Below are 26334 nucleotides of genomic sequence, written 5' to 3'. Positions count from 1 at the left end.
ACGTCCTCGACAGTCAGACGGTGGACGCGCCCGTCGCGTGCCGTCCAGTCAATCGACTGTCCAGTCGACAGTCCGATCAGGGCCGCGCCGATCGGGGTGAGGATCGACACCTTGCCCTCGGCAATGTTGGCTTCGCCGGGGAATACAAGCGTCACGCGACGGTCCTCCTTGATGTCGCTGGTGAAGCGCAGCGTGGAGCCCATTCGAACCACGTTCGCCGGTATCCGGCTGTCCTCGACAACACGGGCACGTTCGAGCTCTGACAGCAGGGCTTCTGCGACCAGGGGGTTCCTGTCAATGTACGCTTCCGCAAGGCTCGACAGGCGGTCACTGTCAAACCGTGTGACCGTGATTGCCGGCTTGCGCCTTGTTCTTCTCACAGGAGCCATCATTGACGCCCTCGACCGACGATGCCCACACGCACACCGATGGCGTGCGAGGACAGAATTATGATTTTGGATTGGTGCCGCGTGTCTGGCTGCGATCCCTCAAGGGGACCTGCCTAAGCCCCTCGGCCGGCGCGCGACGCGACCGAGCCGGGGGTCAGGTGCCCGCGATGGGGCACACCCTGAAAAACCTCAGAAGGTGATGCTCGGTTCTGTACATGCCCAATAGGTGAGCCGCCGGACATGGAAAGTCAAGCCATGGCGACAGCCGGTGGGGTGGCCGACGCGCCCTTCAGATCGAGCCGTTCGTGCTGGTGGTTGACGTTCGTCAATGCAGTCGGGTTGCCAGCTGTTGCTGCGCAATCTCATCACTCATGAAGCCAGTGGCCGAAGAACCAGAACAGGACCAGAGCGATCAAGACCGCTGGCAGTGTCGGTCCATGCCAGATGACAGCACCTGCAAGCATGACTGCGTAGACTTGCCGAAGGCTCATGGTCGCCACACGCTCCAGATTAGTCCGCCATGGACTGATTGAAGACGCTCGATGCGCCGGTGGTGGCGTCAACGATGCCATGGGCAGATGCTCTCGGTCCAGGATCTTGAGCTCGCGCTGCAAAAGAGATGACGTGGGCATCGTGCAGATGTCTCGTTTCAATCCACTGCCAAGCCTTCCGGTACCGTGCGCTCGATGCAGGGTCCGTCCTGGCATGCGAACCCTCTTCACATTACCGGGACGCGGTGGAACGGATTGGAACGGGGTGAGGCGTGGCGGAACGCCTCGGTTAAAGGTACATGGTGCAGGTGCGGGACGGCGCGGAACATCATGAGACGTGGTGGAGCGTGACGGGATAGGCCGTGCGGATGCGTGGCCGTGCGGATCGGTGGCGCGGTCGCTCCGGGTCCTTCCTGGCCGGGGTGAGCTGTCACGGGGGGCGCTGAGCGCGGGCCGTGGGAGTTTTCGGAATTTTTTCGGGATTTTTCTAGGGCTTAAACGAGATTATCAGACACCCATCAGACCGGCAAATTCGATGCAGGTATTTTCTCCCAAGGGGTCGAAAACGGCTATTTTCTCCCGCCGTTTTTCCATTAACAATTCCAAATATATGGATGCATAATTACGGGAGAAAATACCAAAATTCACCCCCTCTGGGAGAAAATACCGCGTTGATTTCATTGGATAAAAGAGGCGATTTCTTTTTCTCCCGTTTCTCTTATAGGGGATTTTTGACGATTCTCCTCTGTTTCAGCCACCCAACCCACTCCCCCCCCCCCCTAAAACGGGAGAAAATAAATCGAGCCAAAAACAGCTTATTTCGTCCCCTCGCAATTGACACGGTTTAAGGGGTTCGGTGTCGCGTTCCTCTTGATTGCCAATCAACGACAATGACGCTGCTGACGACCAGCTCACATCGCAGGTCGCCTTTTCGAAATTTGCGACCCACCAGAAAGATCCGGATTTTCGAGAAGGCAATAATTGGCAGTGATCGCACTGACGCGCTATCGGTCGATAAAATGGTGGCGTCCCAGCTGGATCGAAAATCATTCAGCTTCGGAAATGCCCGGCATCAGTTTCGGAGCGGTTTGAAGTTCTGGGCCAAATCGAATTGCATGCGGCGCTGAGTGACGGGGGCAGTTCCGGAGGGATTTACCTGGAAAGGTCAGTGCATGCCGATCGATGCGGCTGGTCAACGAAGCCCAGGTTTCACGCAGCGGCTTCCTGGAGGTCGCCTCCATCGGACAAGCTTGATTGCTCAAATCGGCAAACGGCGACAGAGCCGCGATGGGGGCCTACCTCCCGATCGCACTCTTGGCGGGCGCCGTCAGTGTGTGGGGCGTTGCCGATCAGTTCCACCAGAACAGGGAAGACAACCGAGCCAAGAGTGTAAATCCACAGAGACGCCCGCTGAGCGCCGTCAGCCCCCCCCTGCCTCCCTTGGCGCGGAAACGCACGGGATGCTCTCAGTGGGCCGCACAGGACGAAATAAAGCCAGTCTAGGGTGGCTGGGCTTAGCTTTAGGCGTTCGTCGAGGCAGAATGCCGGCCCAGGACGGAAATGTCGCCAAGGACGAGGCTTGCCTAGACTCCTAAGGAATCCCGCTGAAGCAAGTCATAAAGCGGAGGATCTAGCTGCTGCCTTGCTCTGCCTCAATGGTAAGCCTCTTTCAGACGATAGCGTCTGCCGAGAACGTTCGTATGCCCCGCAGCTTCGAGGATCGTCTAGTTCGCCTTGGTATTCGGTCCTGGCGAAAACCAATCGTCGCGATTTGATTGTGGGGTCTGTCATGATGCGGCCGCTGTCCGCGTCAGGAACCTGTGGAAAAGCATCCTCATAATCTGGTGCAGTACATGGCGCGGTACATGAGGAATCACTACACATAAAAGGTAACGATTTCAGATATCTAATTCTGAAGTTCGATCCCCATCGCCCGCTCCAACCGACCATCCAGATAGTTCGAAGGCCCGCTGCGTCGGTCAGCGAGCCACTCATCGTCTGATGGACGGAAATGCCAGCAGGTCGTTCGATCTGCCGTGCGTGCGGATCCCGGTATTGCGTCCCGGGCCGCAAATCACGCGCGGGAAATGCCCGTTCTTCGTCAGGTCAGTGTGATCCGATCCTCGACCGCCTTGACGCCTGGTGCTGACCATGCCGCGCGCTCCGCCGCTTGGCGTTCGGCCCAGACCTTCACATGGCCTTCGAGGGTGACTTTGCCATCCCGGACACCGACCCGAATGCCTTGAGCTTCAATCTCGGCATCGCGCTTGAATGCTTCCTCGATACGCTTCTTGATGTCCGCCGTCGTTGCTTTCGGCTTGATCTGGATGAGGTTCGAGACGCCGATGACGCCAGTCAGGTTTCGTACGGCACTGGCGACCGCGTTCTTCTGGTACTGCCATTCCAACGTTCCCGACAGGGATACCCAGCCCTTCTGGACCTTCACCTGGATGGATTCCTCCGGGATCGTGGTGTTCCACTTGATCACGTTCAGGACCCGTCGAGCGATTTCGTCGTCGGCAGTGCTGTATGACCCAACCGGTCGGACTTCGATTTCCTCCGCGATGGCGCGGACGCCGCGTACGCGCTTGACAACGTCTTCCGCGGTCACCTTTTCGGAGTATGTCGCAACATGTCCGGTGAGAGTGACGACGCCGTTGTCGACGGCGACGCCGATATCTGCAGCATCGATGCTGGGCTCGAATTCGAGTTCATCGATGATGTTTTGGCGCAATGTATTGTCCAGCATTTTCCTTCTCCGCTACGTCAGGAATTGTGACGAGCAACAGATACTGCGGATCCCGTCCGGCGACGTTGACCGGCATCAAACAGGACGTTGCATATCTCGGTGTCGCACCATAACGGCGCCTTGAGGACGGAGCGGGATAGAGCTTATTCGATTTCCAGACGTGCTGCTGTCACGGCAGAAAAAAGCAGCGCAAATCCTGTTCTTCCAAATCACGCACCTGCACAGACAAGGCGTTGCTGGCTAGCAGTTCGCTCAAGATGCGCTGCTCGTGCGCAGCGTCTATCAGCCTGATCACAAGGATCCAGTGCCCATCTGCCATTCTGAAGCCTTTGCTTCTGGCGGTGGTTCGTGAGGTCCCGAGGCGCACAAGATGCAGAACCCAACCGGGGCGCGCTGCGTGAGCACGCTTTGGACCTTCCGCCAGATCTCTCTCCAGCCTGGAATATGGGCCGTCGTGCACGTCCATGGAGATGCCGACAGACCTTGCCTTGAGTGTTGCAATCAGATCGTCGCAGGCGTTGGCATCTGCGAAAACGCAGATCGCCACGCGATGTCGACTGCCGATACCGGCCATGGTTTTATCCCCATTTCTCGTTCGCGAAGATTGGGAAAGGTCCATATGGCTTGCGGGTCGTCGCGATCAGTGGATCGAGGCATCTTCCTGCGCGATACGCCGCAACCTGTCGAGGTCGAGGATGCGGATCGAAGACGGCTCGAGCAGTTCGATGATCCGACGCTGACGCAGCTTGGTGATGTTGCGGCTCACGGTCTCGATCGTCAGCCCCAGATAGTCGGCGATTTCGCTTCGGGTCATCGGCAATCTCAAACAGTCAGCCGCTCCTGTTTTGTCCCTGAAGGCGCAGAGAAAGGAAGCAACGCGTTCGAGAGCCGATTTTCGGCACAGAATCATCGACAGATCGTGCATGCTGGAAATCTGGTCAGCGGCGGCCGCGAGCAGTTTTTCGGCAAGGGCAGGTCTGCTCTTGACCGCGGTCAGGAGCGCGTGACGCGGGATCGGCCGGACTTTGCCTGCAGTGAGAGCGTAGCAATCGAAGCGGTAATACTCACCGTGGGCGAACCCGACGAGATCACCCGGAAAGGCAAAGGTGACGATCTGGCGACGGCCGTCACTATAGATTCTGGAAGACCGGAAAATACCCTCGACGACCTCGTAAAGGTTCGTGGACGGATCGCCTTCGAAGAATAGTGCCTCCTGGGCTCGGATCGCTCTGATGGTCTGGTCCAGAGAAGCAAATCCGACCGGATCCACGAATTGAGGCACGGGCAGGATATCTGCGGATTTCTCGGCAACGGTGCGCATGAGACAGACCCCTTGTCCAGTAACGTCTGCGACCCAATGGACCATGCGTGCGTATCGCGCTTGCGTTTGCTATGTATCAATTCGTATCGGCACGTTCCTTGTAGTCAGTGACACAGATCGATGAGTGAACCGAGCGCCCGTATCCTCGTTGTCGATGACGAGCCGGCTGTCCGCCGCATGTTGAGACGCTATCTCGAGGGTGAAGGTTTCGCTGTGCATGAGGCTGAGGATCTCCCCGGCGTCGAACGCGCGCTTGAAGGTGGCGTTGATCTGGTAACGCTCGATCTCAATCTTGACGGCTGCGACGGGCTTGCCATTGCCCGCGCGGTTCGTGAAACCTCTCCGGTTCCCATCATCATCATCACCGGAAAGTCGGATATGGTGGACAAGGTTGTCGGTCTGGAACTTGGGGCGGATGACTATGTCGCAAAGCCATTTCACCTGCGCGAAGTCCTTGCCCGTATCCGCTCGGTGCTGCGCCGCAGCCGAGCCGATCAGTCCGCCGGGCGAGCCATGGAGCGGAAAGCGGAGAGCGAAAACGCGATCGCCTTCGACGGATATAGGCTGGAGTTCAACCAGCGCGAGCTCGTCGGGCCAAGCGGCGCTTCGTGTGATCTGACAACCGCGGAGTTCGACCTTCTTGCGGTATTCGTTCGCCATGCGAACCGTGTTCTGGATCGAGATCTCATCATGGATCTTCTCAAGGGTCGCGACTGGACGCCGACCGATCGCACGATCGACAACCAGGTCGCGCGTCTGCGCAAGAAGATCGAGGACGACCCTTCCCGCCCGCGCCTGATCAAGACAGTGCGTGGGATCGGTTATTGTTTCGCCCCAAGGGCCATGCACAAAGGCTGACCCGCTTCAGATGAGAGCCTTCGCTATCGCCTCTGCCAACTCGGTCTGCCGATAAGGCTTTCTGAGAATTCTAGTGGCGCGGAGCTCGGCCGCCCGCACCACATCTTCCGAATAGCCGGATGTCAGAAGCACGCGTATTTGGGGATAACGTGTGGCGATCGCACGCGCGAGATCCCGCCCGTCCATCTTGCCGGGCATGACGAGATCGCTGAAAACAAGATCGATCGCCGGTTCATTCGCGATAATATGCAGCGCCGCTTTGGCGTCCGCAGCGTCCAGGACGCGGTAATTGAGGCGGCGCAGCCGTTCGACGGTGAGGCGCCTGACCCGTTCGTCGTCCTCGACGACGAGGATGCGCTCGCCTGCGCCCATGAACGCACCCTGGTCATCCAACGCGCCAGCGGCCGTACCCATGCCGCCATCACTGCGCGGCAGATAGAGATTGACCGATGTTCCATTGTCGATTTCGCTGTAGATCGTGGCGTGACCGCCCGATTGTTTCGCCAGCCCGTAGACCATCGAAAGGCCGAGGCCCGTGCCGCGGCCGGTCTCCTTGGTGGTGAAGAACGGCTCGAATGCGCGTTCGCGGACTTCTTGCGGCATACCATGCCCCGTGTCCGTCACCGACAGGCGTACATAATCCCCGGCTGGCAAATCTTGGAGCCCGGCGATGGCATCGGCATCAAGCCTTGCATTGCTCGTCTCGAGCACCAGCCGCCCGCCCTTCGGCATGGCATCGCGAGCGTTCACCGCGAGGTTGACGATCGCGCTTTCGACTTGGGAGGGGTCCACCTTGACCGGCCAGAGGCTTGGGTCAAGAACCGTGCTCAGCTGAATTGTTTCTCCCAGTGTGCGGTGGAGGATATCGGTGAGGCTCAGGACGAACTGGTTGAGGTTCACCGGTTCCGGTTCGAGATGGCTGCGTCTCGCAAAGGCAAGCAATCGAGACGTGAGGCGAGCCCCCGCCTCGGCCGCCTCCAGCGCCTCTTTGGCGAGGTCTCTTTGCTCGCGATCGGAAAGACGGCTTTCGAGCATCTCGATGTTGCCGAGGATCACTGTCAGCAGATTGTTGAAGTCGTGTGCGATGCCACCGGTCAATTGACCGAGCGCTTCCATTTTCTGTGCCTCTCGCAAGGCTCGTTCGGTTGCCTTGGACTGCGTAAGATCATGAATGATGCCGGTGAAATACCGCACTCCTGCGATCTCGAATTCACTAACCGCGAGATGCATCGGGAAGACGGTGCCATCGCGCTTCAGGCCGCTCACCTCGCGCCCGATGCCAATAATCCTGCGCTGCCCGGTATTGAGATAGTTGGCGATGTATCGATCGTGCTCTGTCCGGTAGGGGTCGGGCATCAGAAACCGAATGTTGCGGCCGATGAACTCCTCCGCTGCATACCCGAACAGCGCTTCTGCCGCCGGGTTTGCCGTCGTGATAATGCCTTGGCTATCGATCGTGATGATTGCGTCGAGCGCCGATTCGAGAATGGCTCTCAGCTTTGCAGCCTGGCCTCCGGTATCGCTATCTGACGGCATTTCTGTCCGAGCGGTCGTTGTCCACGGTGACGCTACGACCGCTTGCCGGTGTGCGCAAGCGCCGGGCGCAGCAGCGCCGAGTCGTGCAGATCAGCCTCCTGATTGAGAACGCCAGCTCTCGGCGTCGAGCTTCGCGCGAAGCGTGTCGGACAGGTATCAGCACTATGGGATTTTAGGGCTCATTTTCCGGAATGGGATATCGAGCCCTCTGGCCGATCGCGGCCTGCGTCTTCCGGCAAAAAGCAGATTGATCACAGTCAATGAGCCCGAAGGTCGATCAGTGCAAGCTCCGTATGCCGCCGATGGGCTGCGCATTGAAGGAAATGGGCGCTGCCCGCGGCCATTCCAACGGAGGTGATCATGGCTGAAACGACGACCAAGTTTCCTATCAAGAAAGAAGCGGCATCGCCAACGGTCCAGAGAGATTGGAACCCTTTCGACAGTCTCAGACGCGAAGTCGACCGGCTCTTCGAAGACTTCCACCCGTTCGGATGGCGGTCGGGTGCGCGCGGTTCATCGCTTTCCCTCGGTTTGCCCGCGGCGATGTCAGATATGGCCATAAATCCGGCCTTTGACGTTGCCGAGAAAGAGAAGGAATACGAGATCACTGCGGAACTCCCTGGCATCGACCAGGATCACGTGGAGATCAGGCTCAACAACCATCTGCTTACGATCCGTGGGGAAAAGTCGGAGAGCAAGGAAGAGAAGGAAAAGGATTATTTCCTTTCCGAAAGACGTTTCGGCTCGTTCCAGCGCTCCTTCCAGGTGCCGGAAGGGGTGGATACGAATGGCATCGAAGCGAGCTTCACAAAAGGAGTCCTGACCGTGAGGCTTCCGAAAAGTGCGGAAGCCCGACAGGCCGAGAAGACGATACCCGTCAAGGCGGCATGATGATCGAGCCGCTCTGCCGCGCTGCGCAGGGTGGAGCGGCCTCCTCATCACCGTCAGGAAGTCGGGAGGGTGGGGCGGCGCAACCCATCCTGCGGGCCGAGAGGCTGACCAAGATCTATCGCTCCGGAGACGTCGATGTGGCGGCGCTTCGGGCGGTCGATTTCAGTTTCTGTCGCGGAGAGATCGTCGTTCTGCTCGGGCCGTCGGGAAGCGGGAAGTCAACCTTTCTCAATCTCGTCGGCGGACTGGACCGCGCGTCATCGGGAAAGGCCTGGTTTGGCAACCTCGATCTGACGGCTTGTTCGGAGCGCAAACTCACGAGGTTTCGCCGCGATCATGTCGGCTTCGTCTTCCAGTTCTACAATCTCATTCCAAGCCTGACGGCGAGCGAAAACGTGGCGCTCGTTACCGACATTGCAAAAGATCCAATGGATCCCGCAGAGGCACTCGCGAGAGTGGGTCTAAACGAGCGTCTCGATCATTTTCCTGCCCAGCTTTCGGGCGGAGAACAGCAGCGCGTGGCGATCGCTCGGGCGATCGCGAAGCGTCCCGAAATCATGCTGTGTGACGAACCGACCGGCGCGCTTGATTCCAGAACCGGCATTGTCGTTTTGGAAGCTTTGATCCGTGTCAATGCCGAGCTCGGCACCACGATCGCGATCATCACCCACAATGCCGCCATCCGGCAGATAGCGGACCGGGTAGTAACGTTCCGCGATGGGCGTATTGCAGAGGAGGCAACGAATACGCAGCGTCTTCCACCCCATGCGGTGAGCTGGTAGATGAGTGCGCTTGACCGCAAGCTGCGCCGCGACGTTTGCCGGTTGTGGGTCCAGATCACGGCGATATCGCTCGTCATGGCCTGCGGTGTCGCGACGATCATTCTCGCGCTCGGCGCCTATCGTTCGCTGAGCGAGACGCGTTCGGCATTCTACGATCGCTACCGTTTCGCCACAGCATTTGCAGGCCTGAACCGGGCACCGCTTTCGTTGCGCGAACCCATCCTGCAGATACCGGGCGTCAGGTCGGTCGAACTGCGTATCGTCAAGCCGTTTATTATTGACATCGAAGGCATGAGCGAGCCCGGTACCGGAATTGCCGTCTCCATTCCGGATACTCAGCCGGCCGTAAATCGCCTTTATCTGCGATCCGGCCGCTGGCCGGACAGCGGGCGGGCGGGCGAGGTCGCCGTGCTCGAGAGCTTTGCACTGGCTCACGGGCTCCAGCCGGGCGACCGGTTTTCCGTGCTCTTGAATGGCAAGCGGCAGACGCTGACGTTGACCGCGATCGTTCTGTCTCCGGAATATGTCTATGCGATCGGCCCGGGCGACATGGTCCCGGATCCCCGCCGCTTCGCCGTCATCTTCATGCCGCGATCAGCAATGGCGGCGGTCCATGACATGGAAGGTGCGTTCAACGACATCGCGCTGCGGCTGCAGCCCGGCGTTCTTCTCAATGATGTCTCCATGGCACTCGACGCAATACTCAAGCCCTATGGCGGAACGGGTACGATCGATCGCAGCCAGCAGACATCTCACGCGTTTCTGGATAACGAGTTGATGCAGCTTCGCGCGATGGCCGCAGTCGTCCCGCCGATCTTCCTGCTGCTGTCGGCCTTTCTGGTCAACATGGTGCTGACGCGACTCATTGCACTCGAGCGCGAACAGATCGGACTGATGAAGGCTGTCGGATATGGTTCGATTGCGATCGGCTGGCATTTCACCAAGCTGACGCTGGTGATCGCAGTCTTGGGCATCCTGATCGGTTTCCTATTCGGAAATGTTCTCGGCCGGGGCATGACGCGTCTTTACGCGTCATTCTATTCCTTTCCATTCCTCGTCTTCAGCGACAGCATGGATCTTTATGCCGTCGCCGGAGCATTCAGCGTATCGGCGGCCCTGGCCGGAAGCGTCCGCGCCATTGTCGGCGTCCTGCGGCTCACTCCGGCGGTGGCGATGTTGCCGCCCCAACCAGTCGGGTATCGCTCGTTCCTCGGTCGAGGTGTCACGCGGCACATCTCGCAGTTGAATCTGATGGCAATCCGGCATCTGCTTCGGTGGCCGCTGCGTGCGGCCATGACCGCCTTCGGAACGTCTCTGGCCGTTGGTCTGCTCATCACGGCGCTTTTCACTTATGACTCGGTCGCCTTCATGATCGACACGGTCTTCTTCCGCACCGAACGGCAGGACGCCACGGTGATGCTGAGCGAGGCAGCCGGTCCTGGCGCGCTCAGTTCCTTGCGCCGGCTCCCCGGCGTCATGCGGGCCGAACCGTACCGGTCGACACTGGTGGTCCTGCGCCGCGATCATCGTGCTCGTCGACTGTCAATCACAAGCATCGCAGTGAATGCTGATCTCTTCCGGCCTCTCGACAAGAAGATGAACGTCACGATCATTCCTCCGGTCGGATTGCTCATCTCGGAGCGGGTGGCGGCGCTTCTGGAGCTCAAATCAGGTGACATGGTCGAGGTCGAATTGCTGGACTTTGGCGGGCGTCGGGTATCGGTGAGTGTGTCGGCCGTCATCGAAAGCTATGTCGGACTAGCCGTCTTCATGAGCCCGGAAGCTCTGGACAGGCTGATCGGTGACGGGCCTCGTATAAGCGGCGCGCGCCTTGCGCTCGATGTTGCCCAACTTCCGCAGTTCTACCATGCCGTCAAGGCGACGCCGGGCATAGGCGCCATCGCCCTGCAGAGGGTTTCTCACGCGCATTTCCGCGAGACGATCGAGAACAACATTTTCATCATGACCAGCGTCTATGTGGCGCTCGCCGTCATCATCACCTTCGGGGTGGTCTACAACACCGCCCGCATCCATCTTTCCGAACGTGCACGCGAGTTGGCCAGCCTGCGCGTTCTTGGTTTCTCTCGGTCGGAGGCGTCGGGTGTTCTCCTGACCGAAATCATCGTTCTTATCGCAATCGCGCAGCCTGTTGGATGGCTGCTTGGCACCGGCTTTGCCTGGTCGGTCGTTCGCGGCTTCGAGAGCGATCTTTTTCGCATCCCGTTCGTGATCGAGCGTGCGACCTATGCCAAGTCGAGCCTCATCGTCGTTACCGTGGCCGCGATATCGGCACTCATCGTGCGCAGACGCGTCGACCGGCTGGACCTGGTGCGCGTGTTGAAGACGAGGGAATAGCGATGCGCAGCCCTTGGCCCGGCCGGATCCTCTATGCGGCTATTGCGATGAGCGTTACCGCGGCGGGCTGGTGGGCGCTGCGTGAGCGTCCCGTCTCAGTCGACGTCGCGACTGTTCGCGAAGACGCGATGCACGTCACCATTCGCGAGGACGGCATCACGCGCGTGCGCGATGTCTATGTCGTGTCGACGCCGATTGCCGGCCACCTTGCCAGGACGCTTCTCGAGGAGGGGGATGAAGTTAAGCAGGGACAGACAGTTATCGCGTCCATCCATCCTCCCGATCCACCATTCATCGACTCAAGAGCACACGCAGAGCTGCTGGCCGCGCGCGACGCGGCGCGGTCGGCGGTCGCGATTGCAGAAAGCGAATTGCGGCGCGCGCGCAGCGAACTGGAACTGGCAAGGGAGGATTTTCAGCGGTCGCTGAAACTCTCGCAGACTGGCGTCATCTCGGAAAGCAGCCTGCAGCGGGCGTCCAGCGCGGTTCGCATGCTGGAGGAGACCGCGCAGGCCGCAGGCGAGACCATCACCTTTCGCCAGGCCGAGCTTGCCGCGGCCGAGGCGCGTCTTGTGGTCCCGCATATCGAGGCTGCCAGCAGCAATGGCTGCTGTGTCGATTTGCGTGCACCAGCCGACGGCACGGTGCTGGCCGTGCATGTGCGCAGCGAGCAGACCGTGGGGGCAGGTGCCGCCATAGCCGAAATCGGCGACACGGCTCGGATGGAAGTCGTCGTCGATCTCTTGTCAGCCGATGCGGTGAGGATCGCACCCGGCAATGCGGCGCGTGTGCGCGAATGGGGCGGCGATCGGAGCCTTGATGCGGTGGTACGCAAGATCGGTACTGCAGCCTTCACCAAGGTTTCGGCACTCGGCATAGAGGAGCAGCGGGTAGACGCAATCCTCGATCTGGTGAACACCGATCCGCGGCTCGGTCATCAGTTCAGGGTGGTGGTCGAACTGGCGGTCTGGGATTGCAAGCGCTGCCTGACCGTGCCGATCAGCGCACTTTTCCGCCATGGCAGCGACTGGCAGGTGTTTCGCATCGTCGATGATCGCGTGACGACGGTAACCGTCGAGATCGGTCGAATGAACGATGAAGAGGCGGAGGTTCTCAATGGGCTCAAGGTTGGGGATATCGTCGTGCTTCACCCCTCGGACACGTTGCGCGAGGGGGCACTCATTACCAGACAGCTTTAAATTTCGACCCCTTGACGGGGTTCATCGCGTTCAATGCGGGCAAGATCGCGAATGCAGTCGATGAAAGCGGTATCGAGGACTTGGACGATGCGTCCAACTCATCGACCTTGCGAGATTTGTCGGAGCAAACCGGATCATGGAAAATCCGATTCGCAAATTTGCAGACCGCGCCGCTGCCGGCAAGGAGTTGGCCGCGCGGATCGAGGCATTGAAGCCTGACGACCCAGTCGTCTACGCGCTTCCACGCGGCGGTGTTCCCGTTGGGCTGGAAATCGCGTTGCAGTTCGGCGTGCCGCTGGACCTCATCATGGTCCGCAAATTCGGGGCTCCCGGCGCACCTGAAGTGGCTCTTGGTGCGGTCGTCGACGGGGCCAGCCCGCTTACGGTGGTGAATGAAGACGTGCGAAGGGCTTCCGGCGCCGACGAGCATTACCTGAAATATGCTCGGGACACTGAACTTGAAGAGCTCGAGCGCCGCCGTGCCTGTTATCTCGGCGACCGCGAGCCGATCGATCCGACCGGGCGCACTGCCATTCTGGTCGATGACGGCCTTGCCACGGGGGCGACGATGAAGGCAGCCATCATGGCGATGAAGCAGCAAGAGCCGAGAGCTATCTGCGTCGCGGTCCCCGTTGCACCGAGGCAGACGATTGAAGAGATTGGGCTGGTTGCGGACACTGTTGTCTGTCTTCATACGGCAGATCGCTTTTTCGGCGTGGGTGCCTACTACGATGACTTTCACCAGATGACGGACAGAGAAATCCTTGGGTTGCTGAAGCAGGGTTGAACCGCGGTTGGAACGGGATCATCGCGTTCGTACCGTGCAGTGTCTGCAAGCAACATTCGCCAGGGACAGAACGGCGACGATGAGGCGTAGAGCCCGATCTCGTCCGGCAGGCACGCCAGCATCGCACAGGCGAGCGACTGCGGGATCGGCATGATGGTGACGATGATCGCCGCGACCATGTTGTGGTCTTTCGATCGTTGCCCGCCTCAGGCGGTGCGCCGTGCCGAATTGCCTTCGGCGAGCAGCCTTGCGGCCCACATGCCGAGGATCATGGCGGGGATGAAGGCGAAGGTGCCGGTGGCGCCGAGGCCGAGGGCGGTCAGCGCCGGACCCGGGCAGAACCCGCCGAGACCCCAGCCGATGCCGAAGATCGCGGGGCCGGCGACGATGCGCGTGTCGATGTCATTGCGTGTCGGCATATGGAAACGGGTCCCGATGATCGGCTCGCCGCGCGCCAGCACGAGACGATAGCCGATGAAGGTCACCAGCACCGCGCCGCCCATGACGAAGGCGAGCGAGGGGTCAAATGTGCCGAAGAGGTCGAGGAAGTTCAGAACCTTCGCCGGATCCGACATGCCGGAGACGACGAGGCCGGCGCCGAAGAGAAGGCCGAGCGCGAGATTGACGAAGAAGGACATGGGCTTCAGCCTCCAATCACGTGACGAACGAGGAAGACCGTGACGAAGGCAGTCGCCATGAAGATGCCGGTGGCGATGAAGGAGCGGGTCGACAGCCGCGACAGGCCGCACACGCCGTGTCCCGACGTGCAGCCATTGCCCCAGACCGAGCCGAAACCGACGAGAAGCCCGGCGGCGATCATCAGCGGGATGTTCGAGGACACCGTCTGGCTGACATCGATGCCCCCGATAGCGATCATGGCGAGCGGCGCAGCGACGAGGCCGATGACGAAGCCGAAGCGGGACAGGAACGCGCCATCGCGGTAGGGCGGCAGGAGCCGGCTGGCAATCCCCGAGATGCCTGCGATACGGCCTTCCCAGAACATGAGAAGCACGGCCGAAAGGCCGATCATCATGCCGCCGACGAGCGAGGCGAGCGGAGTGAATTCGGTCATGGGTTCGATCCTTTGCCCGGCGCGGCGCAGAACATGGCGTGCATCATCGAAATGAATTCCGATACGCGGCCGTCTTCGAGCCGGTAATACATGTGCTTGGATTCCTTGCGGCCGGTGATGAAGCCGGCCTCGCGCAGTTCGGCGATCTGCTGCGAAAGGCCCGGTTGGCGGATCCCGAGCGTGTCTTCCAGATCACGCACCGAACGCTCGCCATCGACGAGTGCGCAGACGATCATCAGCCGCGAGGGATGAGCGAGCCTCTTCAGGAACTCGGCCGCCTCGGCGGCGTTTTCGACCATCTCGGCCGTCTCCGGCGTAAGGTCGCGTGGCATGGCCGTCATTCCCATGCCGCACCCTCCAGAACATCGAGCGGGAATTTGAGGTAGCGCTTGCCATTCGCCTCCGGCGCGGGAAGGCGGCCGCCATTGATGTTGACCTGCAGCGCGTGCAGGATCAACTTGGGCATCGGCAAGGTCGCGTCGCGCTTTTCGCGAACGGTGACGAACGCGTCCTTCGTGTGGCACTTGGCCATGTGCGTGTTCGACGCCTTTTGTTCGGCGACGGTCGATTCCCACCGTGGCTCGCGCCCGCCAGGCTGATAGTCGTGGCCGACGAAGATGCGGGTCGCGTCCGGCAGAGCGAGGATCTGCTGGATCGAATCCCACAGCCGCGATGCGCTGCCGCCGGGAAAGTCGGCCCGCGCCGTGCCCGAATCCGGCATGAACAGCGTGTCGTGGACGAAGGCGGCGTCGCCGATCACATAGGTGATCGAGGCCAGCGTATGGCCGGGCGAAAACAGCACCTTCGCGTCGATCTCGCCGAGCTTGAAGGTCTCGCCTTCGGCAAAAAGCTTGTCCCATTGCGAGCCGTCCGCGGGAAAGCCGGGCCAGTTGTAGAAGGCCTTCCAGAGCTTTTGAACCTCGACCACCTTCTCGCCGATGGCGGTCAGTGCGCCGGTCTTCTCCTTCAGGTATCGCGCCGCGGAAAAATGGTCGGCATGGGGATGAGTGTCGAGTATCCACTCGACCGAAAGGCCCTCCGAGGCGATGTAGTCGAGAATGCGGTCAGCGTTGATCGTCGCCGTCGCGCCCGACTTCTCGTCGAAATCCAGCACCGGATCGATGATGGCGCACGTCTTCGTTGCGGGATCGGAAACGACGTACTGCACCGAATAGGTACGCTTGTCGAAAAAGGCCTTCACATCGGGTCGGTCGCTCATCATGATACTCGTCTGCTTGGTTATCGGGATGTTTCGGTCATTCGGTCGTTGGCGTCGAGCATCTGACCGCTTCGGGCAAATCTTGGCCAGATGTTGCCCGGGCGGCGGGATTGGGTGGTTCTCTTCGATGAATCTCGGTAGGTTCATCAGATAATGAAAATATAAAAACGATTGCGTAAAAACGCAATAGAAAAAACAAAGTATGATCGTCCCGGCTCATCGAGGGAGACGCGCCGCAAACCGCTGGCTGGCGGGGGCGTTCGTTGTAACTGACGGGACTTCGCTTCTGGGTGCAGTGAAGCTGGGAACCGCGTGACATGAACATCAAAGGTGCCAGTGAACGGTCGAGCCTGCCGCCCAAGACCATTCGCTACTATGAGGATATCGACCTGATCCGCCCGCGCAGAGCCGCGAACGGATACCGGGATTATACCGACGACGACGTTCATCGCCTGCGTTTCCTGCAAAGGGCCCGCAGCCTTGGCTTCAGCATCGAGGAGTGTCGGCATCTGCTTTCACTCTATGACAACAAGAACCGTGCAAGCGCGGACGTGAAGGCGATGACGCTGGAGAAGATCGAGGAGGTCGACCGGAAGATCGAAGAGCTCAACGCATTGAGGGCGACGCTCTTCCATCTTGCCCGGCATTGTCACGGGGACGCCAGGCCGGACTGCCCGATCATCGAGGATCTGGCAGGCAAAACGCCATGAGCCGCGCTGTCGTCGTCACGCCTCAAGCGCCACGGCCGAGTGCGTCAGTGCCGTCATGATGCCGCGCAACTCGGCGAGTCCCTTCAGTCGCCCGATGATCGGGTAGCCCGGCTGTCCGCGGCGATTGAGGTCGTCGATAATGTCCTGCCCATGATCCGGGCGCATGGGAATCTGATGGTCAGCGCGTCCCTGTGCCTTGCGACGCGCTTCCTCCTTCACGACCTCTATCATCAGCGCGACCATGTCCGTGTCCCCGCCAAGATGCTCGGCCTCGTGGAACGATGCGGGCATGTCGGGACCTTCCACCGTCACGTTGCGCAGATGCAGGAAATGCACGCGCGGGCCAAAGCTGCGCATCATGCCCGGCAGATCGTTGTCCCGGCGCGCGCCCAGCGAACCGGAGCAGAGCGTCATGCCGCTTGCCGGCGTATCGACCGCATCCAGGATAACGCGGTAGTCGTCGGCGGTCGACATGATGCGCGGCAGCCCGAGCAGGGGGAAGGGCGGATCGTCGGGGTGGCAGCACAGCCGCATGCCGAGCCGCTCGGCGACGGGAGCCACCTCTTCAAGAAAGGCAACGAAATTGGCGCGCAGTCGATCACCATCGATGGTGTCGTATTCGGCAAGATGGTGCAGCACGTCGTCCGTCGAGAGACTTTCGGTCGATCCGGGCAGTCCCGCGGTGACGTTGGCGGCCAATTGACGCTTGCGCTCGTCGCTCATGCCGGCAAAGCGTTCCGACGCCGCTTCTGCAAGTGATTGCGTGAAGTCTTCGGCGGCGTTCCTCCGCTTGAGAATGTGAATGTCGAAGGCGGCGAAGTCGATGAGATCGAAACGCATGCACGTGCCGCCGTGATCGACGCGGTAGGCAAGATCGGTCCGGGTCCAGTCAAGCACCGGCATGAAATTGTAGCAAACGGTCTCGATGCCGCGCTCGGCCAGATTGGCGAGGCTTTTCTTGTAGTTGGCGATATGATCGCGCCATTCGCCTTTCTGCTTCTTGACGTCTTCTGAGACCGGCAGGCTTTCCACCACATCCCAGTTGAGGTTCGACGGCGTTCCGTCCTTCATCCGGCCGATTTCTTCCTGCCGTCCGGCGATTTCCTCAATGCTCCAGACGGCGCCTGTCGGGACATGATGAAGCGCGCTGACCACACCCTCGACGCCGGCCTGGCGCATGTCGTCAACAGTCGTGAGATCCCGGGGTCCGAACCACCGCCAAGTCTGCTTCATGCTCTCTCTTCCCCTTGCTGCATGCTGCGGCGCGATCCACGCCGACGCGATCGTCATAGCACAGGTGTTGACTAGTATGGAAGTATGGAGGATAGTTTTGACAAGGAGGACGCCGTGACCGTGCACGCCAGCGCCATCACATCCAATCTCAATGAAGCGACGGCCATCGCGCCGCAGCTTTACCGCCTCCTGCGCGATCGCATCGTCCACACTGAACTCGTGCCTGGCGAGCTGATCTCGGAGACCGAGATCGCGCGCGAATATGCCGTGTCACGTCAGCCGGTGCGCGAGGCCTTCATCAAGCTGGCCGAAGCCGGGCTCGTTCAGATCCGGCCGCAGCGCGGCACGATGATCACGCCAATCTCGACCAATGCGGTGATGGATGCGCGCTTTGTGCGCGAGGCGATCGAGGCGGATGTCGTGAAGCTCGTTGTCGAGCGCCGCGACGCTGGCGTCCTTGCCGAACTGGAGCGGCAGATCGCCGCCCAGAAACGTGTCGCCGACGACGATGTCGACGGTTTCGTCGTCCTCGACGAGTTGTTTCACCGCACACTCGCCGATCTTGCCGGCAAGTCCTACGCCTGGCGGGTCATCGAAGAGGTGAAGGCGCAGATGGACCGCGTGCGTTATCTCAGTGTCGAGCGGCTGCATGTGCGGCTCCTGATCGGCCAGCACGAGGCGATCGTCGACGCGATCGTCGCCGGCGACGCCGGCCGCGCCGAGGCCGCCATGCGCACACATCTGCGCGAAATTCTCAAATCGCTGCCTGAAGTGGCCAAGGCTCGTCCCGATCTGTTCGGGGCGCGGTGACAACCGCCACTTCACCATTCTCAAACCTAAAGGGAGGAATGACATGACATTCAAGACAACCATGAAAACGCTGGCGGCCGGGCTTGCCTTCTCCGCCATGATGATTGGCATCGGGTCTGCGCAGGAACTGACCCTCAAGCTCGGTCATCTGGCCAATGAACAGAACTCCTGGCACAAGGCTTCGGTCAAATTCGGCGAAGAGCTGTCGGCGTTGACCGACGGGCGTATCGCAGTCGAGGTCTTTCCGAACGACTCGCTCGGTCGCGAAATGGACCTGATCAACGGCATGCAGCTTGGTACGGTCGAGATGACCATTACCGGTGAAAGCCTGCAGAACTGGGCGCCGATGGCGGCGCTTCTCGCCGTTCCCTACGCCTATCAATCGCTTGAGCAGATGGACGAAATCGCCAGCGGCGAGATCGGCGACCAGATCGAGGCGCAGGTGATCGAGCAGGCGCAGGTTCGTCCCATCGCCTATTTCGCGCGGGGACCGCGCAATCTGACCGCCAACCGCGCGATCACCACGCCGGAAGAGCTCGACGGACTGCGTATGCGCGTGCCGAACGTGCCGCTCTTCGTCGACACCTGGTCCGCGCTCGGTGCCGCGCCGACGCCTATGGCGTTCTCGGAGGTCTTCACCTCGCTGCAGAACGGCACGATCGACGCCCAGGAGAATCCGCTGGCGCTCATCCAGTCGGCTTCGTTCAACGAGGTCCAGACCCACGTGAACCTGACGGAGCATGTTCGTTCGTGGATCTACCTGACAATCTCCGAACAGGTCTGGAACCAGCTTTCGGAAGAGGACCAGGGCCATGTCATGACGGCGGCTGCAGCCGCGCAGGAATTCGAGCGCGAGCAGTTCCTGGCCGATGAGCAGGCTATCCGCGAAGACCTGGAAGCCAAGGGCATGACATTCACCGAGGTCGACACGGCCGCATTCGCGGAAGCAGCGCGCGAGCCGGTCATCAACAGTGTCGACGAAAGCATTCGTCCGATCGTCGAGGACCTTTTTGCCCGCTAAGGCGACCATCCAAAGGCGCGGCTGGAAACAGCCGCGCTTGCCACCCAACGAGGCGAGCTTGCCATGAAAGCGATGTCCACCTTCATCGTCGGCCTCAGTCTGGCCTGCCGGGTCTTGCTTGGAGCCGTCTTCGCTGTCCTGATCGCAACAGTGGCGATCCAGGTCTTCACGCGCACCTTCTCGGCAAGTTCTCCGATCTGGACCGAGGAACTGTCGCGCTTCATGCTGCTCTATCTCGCTGCATTCGGCGTTGGCCTTTCCTATCGCTCTGGCGACCTTGTCAATGTGGACATTCTGCAGGAAGCCGTTTCCGAGCGCGTTTCGTGGTGGATGCGACTTCTTTCGGCGGCCGCGACCGCCGGTCTGGCACTCGTCATGATCGGACCTGCCTGGCGCTTCACGTCAATCGGCGCCATGCAGACATCGCCGAGCCTGCGCTGGTCCATGGATATCATCCATGCCAGCGTTCTCGTTCTTTCCATCACTCTTTTCGTGTTCGCGCTGCTGCGCGTTGTCGGCATGGTCGCCGGCATAGAGGACGGCCGCACCCAATTCGCCGAGGAGGACTAGCGTGGATCTGTTCTGGCTGTTCGGAACCTTCCTGATCACCCTGGCGCTCGGCGTTCCCGTTGCCGTCAGCCTTGGTCTGTCATCGCTGGCCTATATCGTGGCTGCCGGGCTGCCGCTCGTCGTGATCCCGCAACGCATGTATGCCGGCATCGACGTCTTCGTGCTCCTGTGCATTCCGGGCTTCATCCTCGCCGGCAACCTGATGAATGGCGGCGGCATCACGGAACGGATCATCCGCTTCGCCAATGCGCTTGTCGGCTGGATGCGCGGCGGGCTTGGCATGACCAATGTGGCCGGATCCATGCTCTTCGGCGGCATATCCGGAACGGCCGTGGCCGACGCCGCGTCGCTCGGTTCCGTCTTGATTCCGGGCATGAAGAAATCGGGCTATCCGGCCGACTTTTCCGCCGCGATAACGGCAGCGTCCTCGACCGTCGGTCCCATGATCCCCCCAAGCGTTCCGATGATCATCGTCGGGGCTCTGTCCGGCATTTCGGTCGGGCAGATGTTCCTGGCTGGTGCCATTCCGGGCATCCTGCTTGGCATCGGGATGATGATCACCTGCTATGTCATATCGGTGCGCCGGAATTTCCCCCGCCAGGAATGGAAGGGCTTGCGGGAACTGGCTCTTTCGTTTTCGGGCGCCTTCTGGGCCATCGCCATGACCGGTCTGATCGTCGGAGGCCTGATGAGCGGCCTCGCAACGCCGACCGAAACGGCGATCGTCGCCGCGATCTACGCCTTTGTCGTCGGCGCGTTCGTCTACCGCGAGCTGCCCATCAGCCGTGTTCCCAAGATTCTCGTCGACAGTGCCGTGTCTTCGGCCGGCATCCTCGCACTCGTCGGTTTCGCCAACGTCTTCGGTTCGATCCTGTCTGCAGAGCGCATACCGCAGATGATCGTCTCCGCGGTCCTTTCGATCACCGACAACAAATATCTGATCATCATACTGATCAATCTGCTGCTGCTTTTCGTCGGCATGTTCATGGAGACGATCGCAGCGCTCATCATCCTGTTCGTTCCGCTATTGACGCTCGCGACAGCCGTCGGAATCGAACCGTTGCACTTCGCGACCTTCGCCGTCCTGAACCTCATGCTGGGTCTGACGACGCCGCCGGTTGGTGTCTGCCTTTTCATCTGCGCCAACATCGCGCGTTTGCCGCTGTTGCCGGTTGTGAAGGCAATCATGCCCTTCCTGCTCGCCAACGTGCTGGTGCTGCTTCTGGTCTCCTTCGTCCCGCCGCTCGCCACCTGGCTTCCGACGACGCTAATGGCCCCCTGATCGGAGAACCGACATGAAAACGCGCGTGTGCCGCCTTCACGCAAAGGGCGATATCAGGATCGAGGAGATCGAGATTGGAGAACCAGGCCCGGGCGAGGTGCTCGTCGCCATGGGCGCGGGCGGCATTTGCGGCTCCGACCTCCACTATTACCAGGACGGAGGGTTCGGCCCGATCAGGGTGCGCGAGCCGATCATCCTTGGCCACGAGGTTGCCGGCACCGTTCGCGCGGTCGGTGAGGGGGTCGAACAGGTGGCGATCGGCGATCGCGTCGCCGTCAATCCCAGCCGGCCCTGCAATGCGTGCCGCTATTGCCGCGAGGGTCTCCAACAACATTGCCTGGCGATGCGGTTCTTCGGTTCGGCGTTGCGCTATCCGCACGAACAGGGCGGTTTTCGCGATCTGATGATCGTCAGCGACTTCCAGTGTGAGAAAATCGCCAATCCCGAGGTGTCGCTCGGCGAGGCGGCCTGCGCCGAGCCGCTGGCCGTCTGTCTGCACGCGCTCAACCGCGCCATACAGGTGGCCGGAGCGTTGCAAGGGATATCCGTTCTGGTAACCGGCGCAGGGCCGATTGGCGCGCTTACGGTCGCGGCGTTGCGTCATGCCGGTGTCGGCCAGATCGTAGTCACCGACCTGCAAGATGCTGCGCTCGCCGTCGCGCGCGCCATGGGGGCCGACGTGACGATCAACATGACACACGAGCCGGAACGGCTGGACGCTTACGGCGCGGACAAGGGCACGTTCGACATGGTGTTTGAATGTTCGGCGGCCGGGCCTGCGATCCGCGGCGCCGTCAATGCCATCCGGCCGCAGGGTACGCTCGTTGAAGTTGGGGTTGCCGGTGACGTTACCGTTCCGCTGAACCTTCTGGTCGGCAAGGAAATCGCCTTCGTCGGAACGCACCGCTTCGTCGGCGAGTATGCGCAAGCCGTTGGCCTGATCGATCGACGCCAGATCGACGTCCGGCCGATCATCACAGGCTCGGTTGATCTTGCCGATGCCGTGGAGGCGTTCAAGGTCGCTGCCGACCGGACGCAATGCACCAAGATGCAACTGACGATGCGCTGAACAATTTCGAACCGCTCCAATCCTACGATCGGCGCTTGAGGGTCATGCGGTAGCTGAACCGGTCTCCGGGATGCTGCGAGATCGAAATGCAGATCGGGCTGCCGGCCGATTGGTATCGCCGCACGATCTCCAGGGCGGGCGCACCGGACGTGCTTTTTAAGGCCTCCGCGATTTGAGAATCCAGCAGAGTGGGCCTGATCGTCTGGATGACTTCGTCGACGATCACGCCATACCGCTCGGCGATCAGATCGGTGATCAGACCCCGTTGTCCCGGCAGCACCGTCGCCACGTCAGCATAGGCGGGCGCGATATAGTTATCGGTCCAGCAGATCGGCGGATCTTTGGAGTCGGGTTCGATCCGAACGACGCTGACGAGATACCAGCGCTTACCGGCTGCGCATCCCATGCGCAGCGCCAGATCCTCGTCAGCGACGACCTCATGCTGGCCGAAGATGATGCGCTCCGTCGCGGCACCAAAATGGGCGAGTTCCTCAAGCGATGCCGTCGAAGCATCATACCCATGCGGATTGGCGGCGATCACGCGCGTGCCCACGCCCTTCTGACGTGTGACGAAGCCCATCGACTCGATCCTGTCGAGGGCGGAGCGGACCGTGGCGCGGCTTACGCCGTGTGCCGCTGCCAGTTCCAATTCGGTCGGCATGAGCGCGCCGACGCCATGGTCGCCCTGCTTGATCGCTTGCACCAGACGCTCCGACAGCTCCGCATAAATCGGACGTTTGCCCATTCCCGCCCCTTCGTTTCTCCGCTTCTTCCCTAGCAACGTCGTTGACTCGTCACAATGACCTGCGTATGTACGTACCAGAAAATAAGTCCGTACCTGAAAATGCGGATGGGAGGAAGCCTTGTCTGGTCATACTGAAAACGTGTCCGTCGAAGCCGCTGTCGAAGATGCGGAGAAGTTCGATTTCGGATCGACCGTCAGAAACCTGAATGGCTGGCAGAAAGCCACGGTAGGGGCGCTTTGCGTCCTCTACGCGGCCTTCCACCTGATGGTATTGAACTTCGTTCAGCTCGACGCCTGGGTGTTCCGGGCCCTGCACGTCAATATCGCGGCCGTCATCGCCTTCGCGCTTTATGCGCCGTTCGGCCGACCGGGCGACAAGGTGCCTGCGATCGACATGCTTCTGTCCGTCGGGGCGATCGGTGCAGCCGGATACATCTGGTGGAACCTCGATGCGCTGATCCTGCGCACCGGCGTCTTGATGACCTCGACCGACGTGCTGGTGGCGACCGCCGGGATTGTCGTCGTGATCGAATTCACGCGGCGGACATCGGGACTCGCCTTGCCGATCCTTGCCGGCATCTTCATCCTCTACGGCTTCGTCGGCCCATGGCTGCCAGGCGTCCTCTTCCACAGGGGCTATAGCTTCGGAGAGTTCACGACCTTCGTCTATTCCATGGAAGGCATCTTCGGCATCACGACGGCAGCGGCGGCCCTCTACATTGTGCTCTTCGTGCTTTTTGCCGCCTTTCTTCAGGTCTCCAAGGTCGGCGACTTCTTCATGAACCTCGCGTTCGGCGCCTTTGGCTGGCTGCGCGGTGGACCGGCCAAGGTTTCGCTCTTCGGCTCGATTCTATTCGGGATGATTTCGGGCTCGGGCGTCGCCAATGTGGTTGCCTCCGGCACCTTCACCATCCCGGTCATGAAGCGGGTCGGGTACAAGCCGTCCAGTGCCGGCGCAATCGAGGCTGCGGCCTCCACGGGCGGCCAGCTTACCCCTCCGATCATGGGCGCCGGCGCGTTCATCATGGCCGAGGTGACCGGCATTCCCTACACCACGATCATCGTCGCGGCGCTGATACCGTGCCTTCTCTACTACTTCGCGGTTTATGTGCACATCGATCTGGAGGCGCGCAAGGAAGGCATCGAGGGCCTGCCGCGCTCGGAGCTGCCGCCCTTGAGGCCGATGATGCGGGACGCTTTCGTTCTCGCTCCGCTCGCGGTTCTCCTCATCTTCCTTTTTGCCGGCTTTTCCATCATCTCGGCTGGTTCTTGGGGCATCGCGATTTCCGTTCTCGTGATGCTGCAGCAACGATTGGGGGTCGATACACGCGTCCACGTCGCGCCGATCCTTTGCGCGCTGGTAACCGTATTGTTCCTCCCAGGACTTCCGGCCAACACGCATGGCGGCATAGCCTTTACCCTCGGGCTTCTGGCTGTTCTTGCCGCAGCGATCGCAGGTCGGCATGCGGCGGTGGCCGGCGCCCTCAAGGGAACGGCCAGCGACATCCTCGAAGCGTTGTCCATCGGCACGCGCCAGTCGCTGCAGCTTGCGGCAGTCTGCGCCTGCGCCGGTATCGTGGTCGGCGTCATCGGACTGACGGGCCTCGGCGGACGGTTTTCGGCGCTGCTTCTCGGCGTTGCGGGGCAGAGCGAGATGCTGGCGCTCGTCTTTGCCATGATCATCGCGCTGATCCTCGGCATGGGCATGCCGACCACCGCCGCCTACGCCATTGCCGCCAGCGTGGTCGCGCCGGCGCTGCAGCGCATGGGATTGCCCATCCTGCCGGTCCATCTCTTCATCTTCTACTATGCGGTGATATCGACGATCACGCCGCCGATCGCGCTTTCCGCCTTCGCCGGTGCGGCGCTTGCCGGGGCTGACCCGTGGAAAACGGCGTTCAAGTCCGTGCGTTACGGCATCGCCGCATTCATCGTGCCGTTCCTCTTCATTCACAATCAGGGCGTCCTGCTCGATGGCAGCGTTGTCGAGATCGTGAGGACGACGTTGACGGCGCTTATCGGGGTCTGGGGACTGGCCACCGCCTCGGAGGGCTGGTTCGCCGGACGCATGCCGGTCTTCCTGCGCATTTTTCTGGCCGCAGCGGCGCTGCTGCTCATTGCAGGCGACATCTACACCGACATTGCTGGCCTGATCGCGATCGCGGCCTTCGTCGCCTATCGCACCCTGCGCGCCCGCGCGCGCACCACACACCCTTCATCCGGAAACTGATCAGAGGAGGACCAAATGATCAGAACGACCCTTTACGCACTCGCCCTCGGCACGGCAGCGATCCTGCCGGCCACCGCACAGGAGGCCGATCGCAGCGACTGGCCCAACACCGTGGTCATCGGCACCGCCTCTCCGGGCGGGACCCACGCCATCTACGGTCAGGGTGTCGCCAGCATCATCTCGAGCCATGTCGGTGTTCCGGCATCCACCCAGCAGACCCAGGGCCCAACTCAGAATCTGGTGCTGGTTCATTCCGACCGGGTCAATATCGGCCTGACCACGATGGGCCCTGCCTATGAAGCCATGCAGGGCGAGCTCGATCTCGATCCGGGCACGCAATACAGCGATGTGCGCGCGCTTTTCCCGATGTATATCACGCCATTCCAGGCCGCAGCCCTCGAGCGAAGCGGCATAAGCTCGGTGTCCGATCTTGCCGGCAAGACGATCGGTGCGGGCCCGCGCGGCGGCACGGGTGGTACCTATTGGGCGCGCTGGCTGGAAACGCTGGCCATCGAGGCGTCCGTTCAGAACGGCCCCCTGGGCGACCAGACTTCGCAGCTCGCCGACGGCCGCCTCGACGCCGTGACCACGGCCGCCGGACTGCCGATCGCAGCGTTCTCCGAACTGGAAACGCTGGCGCCGACGGTCTTCTTCGGGCTCTCCCAGGAGGAGATCGAGACGCTGCGCGACACGGTGCCCTACGCGGTCGAATTCACGATCCCCGCCAACACCTACAGTTCCCAGCCGGACGATATCGAGACGCTGGCAATGTGGAACGTCGCCTTCACGAACGACCGGATGCCGGAGTCGCTCGCCTACGAGATCGTCAAGGCCGTCTTCGAGAACCAGGACGATCTGGTCGCCACACATGCGTCGGCCAAGGAAACCTTGCTGGAGAACGTTTCGGCGAACGACTTCATGCCTTATCACCCCGGTGCCGTCCGCTACTACCGTGAGCAGGGGATCGAACTCTCGGATGCGGTCGTCCCCGCCGACATGGCGGAGTGAGATAAAC

The 26334-nt window shown here is 61.0% G+C and carries 25 protein-coding genes and 2 pseudogenes; 14 read left to right on the top strand and 13 right to left on the bottom strand.

Annotated elements, in window-relative coordinates; all coding sequences use genetic code 11:
* From rnk to CN673_RS18670, 5 genes are all read right to left on the bottom strand, one after another.
* A partial coding sequence (gene rnk, locus CN673_RS18685; protein ID WP_099867920.1) for a nucleoside diphosphate kinase regulator occupies window positions 1-389 on the bottom strand: 389 nt, incomplete at its 3' end.
* A gap of 365 nt (window positions 390-754) precedes the next feature.
* Window positions 755-880, bottom strand: a complete 126-nt coding sequence (locus CN673_RS21495) for a hypothetical protein (protein ID WP_280951203.1) — start codon at window positions 878-880, stop codon at window positions 755-757.
* Window positions 881-2981: 2101 nt separating this feature from the next.
* Window positions 2982-3629 carry a BON domain-containing protein gene (locus CN673_RS18680; protein ID WP_099867919.1) on the bottom strand — a complete coding sequence of 216 codons (648 nt, stop codon included), beginning with the start codon at window positions 3627-3629 and terminating at the stop codon, window positions 2982-2984.
* A 169-nt stretch (window positions 3630-3798) separates the two neighbouring features.
* Complete coding sequence (locus CN673_RS18675) at window positions 3799-4203, bottom strand: hypothetical protein (protein ID WP_099867918.1); 405 nt, start codon at window positions 4201-4203, stop codon at window positions 3799-3801.
* Window positions 4204-4269: 66 nt separating this feature from the next.
* Window positions 4270-4950, bottom strand: a complete 681-nt coding sequence (locus CN673_RS18670) for a helix-turn-helix domain-containing protein (protein WP_198586059.1) — start codon at window positions 4948-4950, stop codon at window positions 4270-4272.
* Between the two features lie 120 nt (window positions 4951-5070).
* Here CN673_RS18670 and CN673_RS18665 point away from each other — a divergent pair, with 120 nt between their 5' ends.
* Entirely contained in the window at window positions 5071-5808 is a 738-nt protein-coding gene (locus CN673_RS18665) for a response regulator (RefSeq protein ID WP_099867916.1), read from the top strand.
* Window positions 5809-5814: 6 nt separating this feature from the next.
* Here CN673_RS18665 and CN673_RS18660 read toward each other — a convergent pair whose 3' ends face one another.
* Window positions 5815-7344: a PAS domain S-box protein gene (locus tag CN673_RS18660; protein ID WP_099867915.1), complete on the bottom strand. Its 1530-nt coding sequence runs from the start codon at window positions 7342-7344 to the stop codon at window positions 5815-5817.
* Window positions 7345-7704: 360 nt separating this feature from the next.
* Here CN673_RS18660 and CN673_RS18655 point away from each other — a divergent pair, with 360 nt between their 5' ends.
* The 5 genes from CN673_RS18655 (at window position 7705) to CN673_RS18635 (ending at window position 13358) form a co-directional block, all read left to right on the top strand.
* Window positions 7705-8235, top strand: a complete 531-nt coding sequence (locus CN673_RS18655; RefSeq protein ID WP_099867914.1) for an Hsp20/alpha crystallin family protein — start codon at window positions 7705-7707, stop codon at window positions 8233-8235.
* A 104-nt stretch (window positions 8236-8339) separates the two neighbouring features.
* Window positions 8340-9017 (top strand): ABC transporter ATP-binding protein, encoded by a 678-nt coding sequence (locus CN673_RS18650; RefSeq protein WP_099867935.1) that lies wholly within the window; start codon window positions 8340-8342, stop codon window positions 9015-9017.
* Complete coding sequence (locus tag CN673_RS18645; protein ID WP_099867913.1) at window positions 9018-11372, top strand: ABC transporter permease; 2355 nt, start codon at window positions 9018-9020, stop codon at window positions 11370-11372.
* Between the two features lie 2 nt (window positions 11373-11374).
* Complete coding sequence (locus CN673_RS18640; protein ID WP_099867912.1) at window positions 11375-12571, top strand: efflux RND transporter periplasmic adaptor subunit; 1197 nt, start codon at window positions 11375-11377, stop codon at window positions 12569-12571.
* 136 nt (window positions 12572-12707) lie between these two features.
* A complete protein-coding gene (locus CN673_RS18635) occupies window positions 12708-13358 on the top strand; it encodes a phosphoribosyltransferase (protein ID WP_099867911.1) in 651 nt (216 codons plus the stop codon).
* A 71-nt stretch (window positions 13359-13429) separates the two neighbouring features.
* Here CN673_RS18635 and CN673_RS20715 read toward each other — a convergent pair.
* From CN673_RS20715 to CN673_RS18610, 5 genes and pseudogenes are all read right to left on the bottom strand, one after another.
* A pseudogene (locus CN673_RS20715) lies at window positions 13430-13540 on the bottom strand (SulP family inorganic anion transporter); the annotation flags it as partial.
* Window positions 13541-13564: 24 nt separating this feature from the next.
* Window positions 13565-13996, bottom strand: coding sequence for a DUF6691 family protein (locus tag CN673_RS18625; RefSeq protein WP_099867909.1), 432 nt, complete (start codon window positions 13994-13996; stop codon window positions 13565-13567).
* 5 nt (window positions 13997-14001) lie between these two features.
* Window positions 14002-14430 (bottom strand): YeeE/YedE family protein, encoded by a 429-nt coding sequence (locus CN673_RS18620; protein WP_099867908.1) that lies wholly within the window; start codon window positions 14428-14430, stop codon window positions 14002-14004.
* Entirely contained in the window at window positions 14427-14771 is a 345-nt protein-coding gene (locus CN673_RS18615) for a metalloregulator ArsR/SmtB family transcription factor (RefSeq protein WP_370853074.1), read from the bottom strand. Before CN673_RS18615 ends, CN673_RS18620 begins: the two co-directional genes overlap by 4 nt.
* Window positions 14768-15640: pseudogene (locus tag CN673_RS18610) on the bottom strand (MBL fold metallo-hydrolase); the annotation flags it as partial. The gene CN673_RS18615 and the pseudogene CN673_RS18610, both read right to left, overlap by 4 nt.
* A gap of 326 nt (window positions 15641-15966) precedes the next feature.
* Here CN673_RS18610 and cueR point away from each other — a divergent pair.
* Window positions 15967-16359, top strand: coding sequence for a Cu(I)-responsive transcriptional regulator (cueR, locus tag CN673_RS18605; RefSeq protein WP_099867906.1), 393 nt, complete (start codon window positions 15967-15969; stop codon window positions 16357-16359).
* Window positions 16360-16374: 15 nt separating this feature from the next.
* On the opposite strand, the gene uxuA is transcribed toward cueR, so the two are convergent.
* Window positions 16375-17592, bottom strand: coding sequence for a mannonate dehydratase (uxuA, locus tag CN673_RS18600; protein WP_099867933.1), 1218 nt, complete (start codon window positions 17590-17592; stop codon window positions 16375-16377).
* Window positions 17593-17712: 120 nt separating this feature from the next.
* Here uxuA and CN673_RS18595 point away from each other — a divergent pair, with 120 nt between their 5' ends.
* The 5 genes from CN673_RS18595 (at window position 17713) to CN673_RS18575 (ending at window position 22344) form a co-directional block, all read left to right on the top strand.
* Window positions 17713-18402 (top strand): GntR family transcriptional regulator, encoded by a 690-nt coding sequence (locus CN673_RS18595; RefSeq protein WP_245409992.1) that lies wholly within the window; start codon window positions 17713-17715, stop codon window positions 18400-18402.
* 43 nt (window positions 18403-18445) lie between these two features.
* Window positions 18446-19423, top strand: coding sequence for a TRAP transporter substrate-binding protein (locus CN673_RS18590; protein WP_099867904.1), 978 nt, complete (start codon window positions 18446-18448; stop codon window positions 19421-19423).
* 63 nt (window positions 19424-19486) lie between these two features.
* Window positions 19487-19993 (top strand): TRAP transporter small permease, encoded by a 507-nt coding sequence (locus tag CN673_RS18585; protein WP_099867903.1) that lies wholly within the window; start codon window positions 19487-19489, stop codon window positions 19991-19993.
* A 1-nt stretch (window position 19994) separates the two neighbouring features.
* On the top strand, window positions 19995-21275 hold the full coding sequence (locus tag CN673_RS18580) for a TRAP transporter large permease (RefSeq protein WP_099867902.1): 1281 nt from the start codon (window positions 19995-19997) through the stop codon (window positions 21273-21275).
* A gap of 13 nt (window positions 21276-21288) precedes the next feature.
* Complete coding sequence (locus CN673_RS18575) at window positions 21289-22344, top strand: L-idonate 5-dehydrogenase (RefSeq protein ID WP_099867901.1); 1056 nt, start codon at window positions 21289-21291, stop codon at window positions 22342-22344.
* A 22-nt stretch (window positions 22345-22366) separates the two neighbouring features.
* On the opposite strand, the gene CN673_RS18570 is transcribed toward CN673_RS18575, so the two are convergent.
* Window positions 22367-23089, bottom strand: coding sequence for a GntR family transcriptional regulator (locus CN673_RS18570; RefSeq protein ID WP_099867900.1), 723 nt, complete (start codon window positions 23087-23089; stop codon window positions 22367-22369).
* Window positions 23090-23207: 118 nt separating this feature from the next.
* Between CN673_RS18570 and CN673_RS18565 the strand changes: the two genes are divergently transcribed.
* Together CN673_RS18565 and CN673_RS18560 are read left to right on the top strand one after the other, a co-directional pair.
* Window positions 23208-25319 carry a TRAP transporter permease gene (locus tag CN673_RS18565; RefSeq protein WP_099867899.1) on the top strand — a complete coding sequence of 704 codons (2112 nt, stop codon included), beginning with the start codon at window positions 23208-23210 and terminating at the stop codon, window positions 25317-25319.
* A 15-nt stretch (window positions 25320-25334) separates the two neighbouring features.
* Window positions 25335-26327, top strand: a complete 993-nt coding sequence (locus CN673_RS18560) for a TAXI family TRAP transporter solute-binding subunit (protein WP_099867898.1) — start codon at window positions 25335-25337, stop codon at window positions 26325-26327.
* Window positions 26328-26334 lie beyond the last annotated feature (7 nt).

Origin of the sequence: Neopararhizobium haloflavum (assembly GCF_002750855.1) — a bacterium.
GTDB lineage: Bacteria > Pseudomonadota > Alphaproteobacteria > Rhizobiales > Rhizobiaceae > Georhizobium > Georhizobium haloflavum.
Note: the sequence above shows the minus strand (reverse complement) of the source record. Positions and strands in the feature narration are given on the sequence as shown.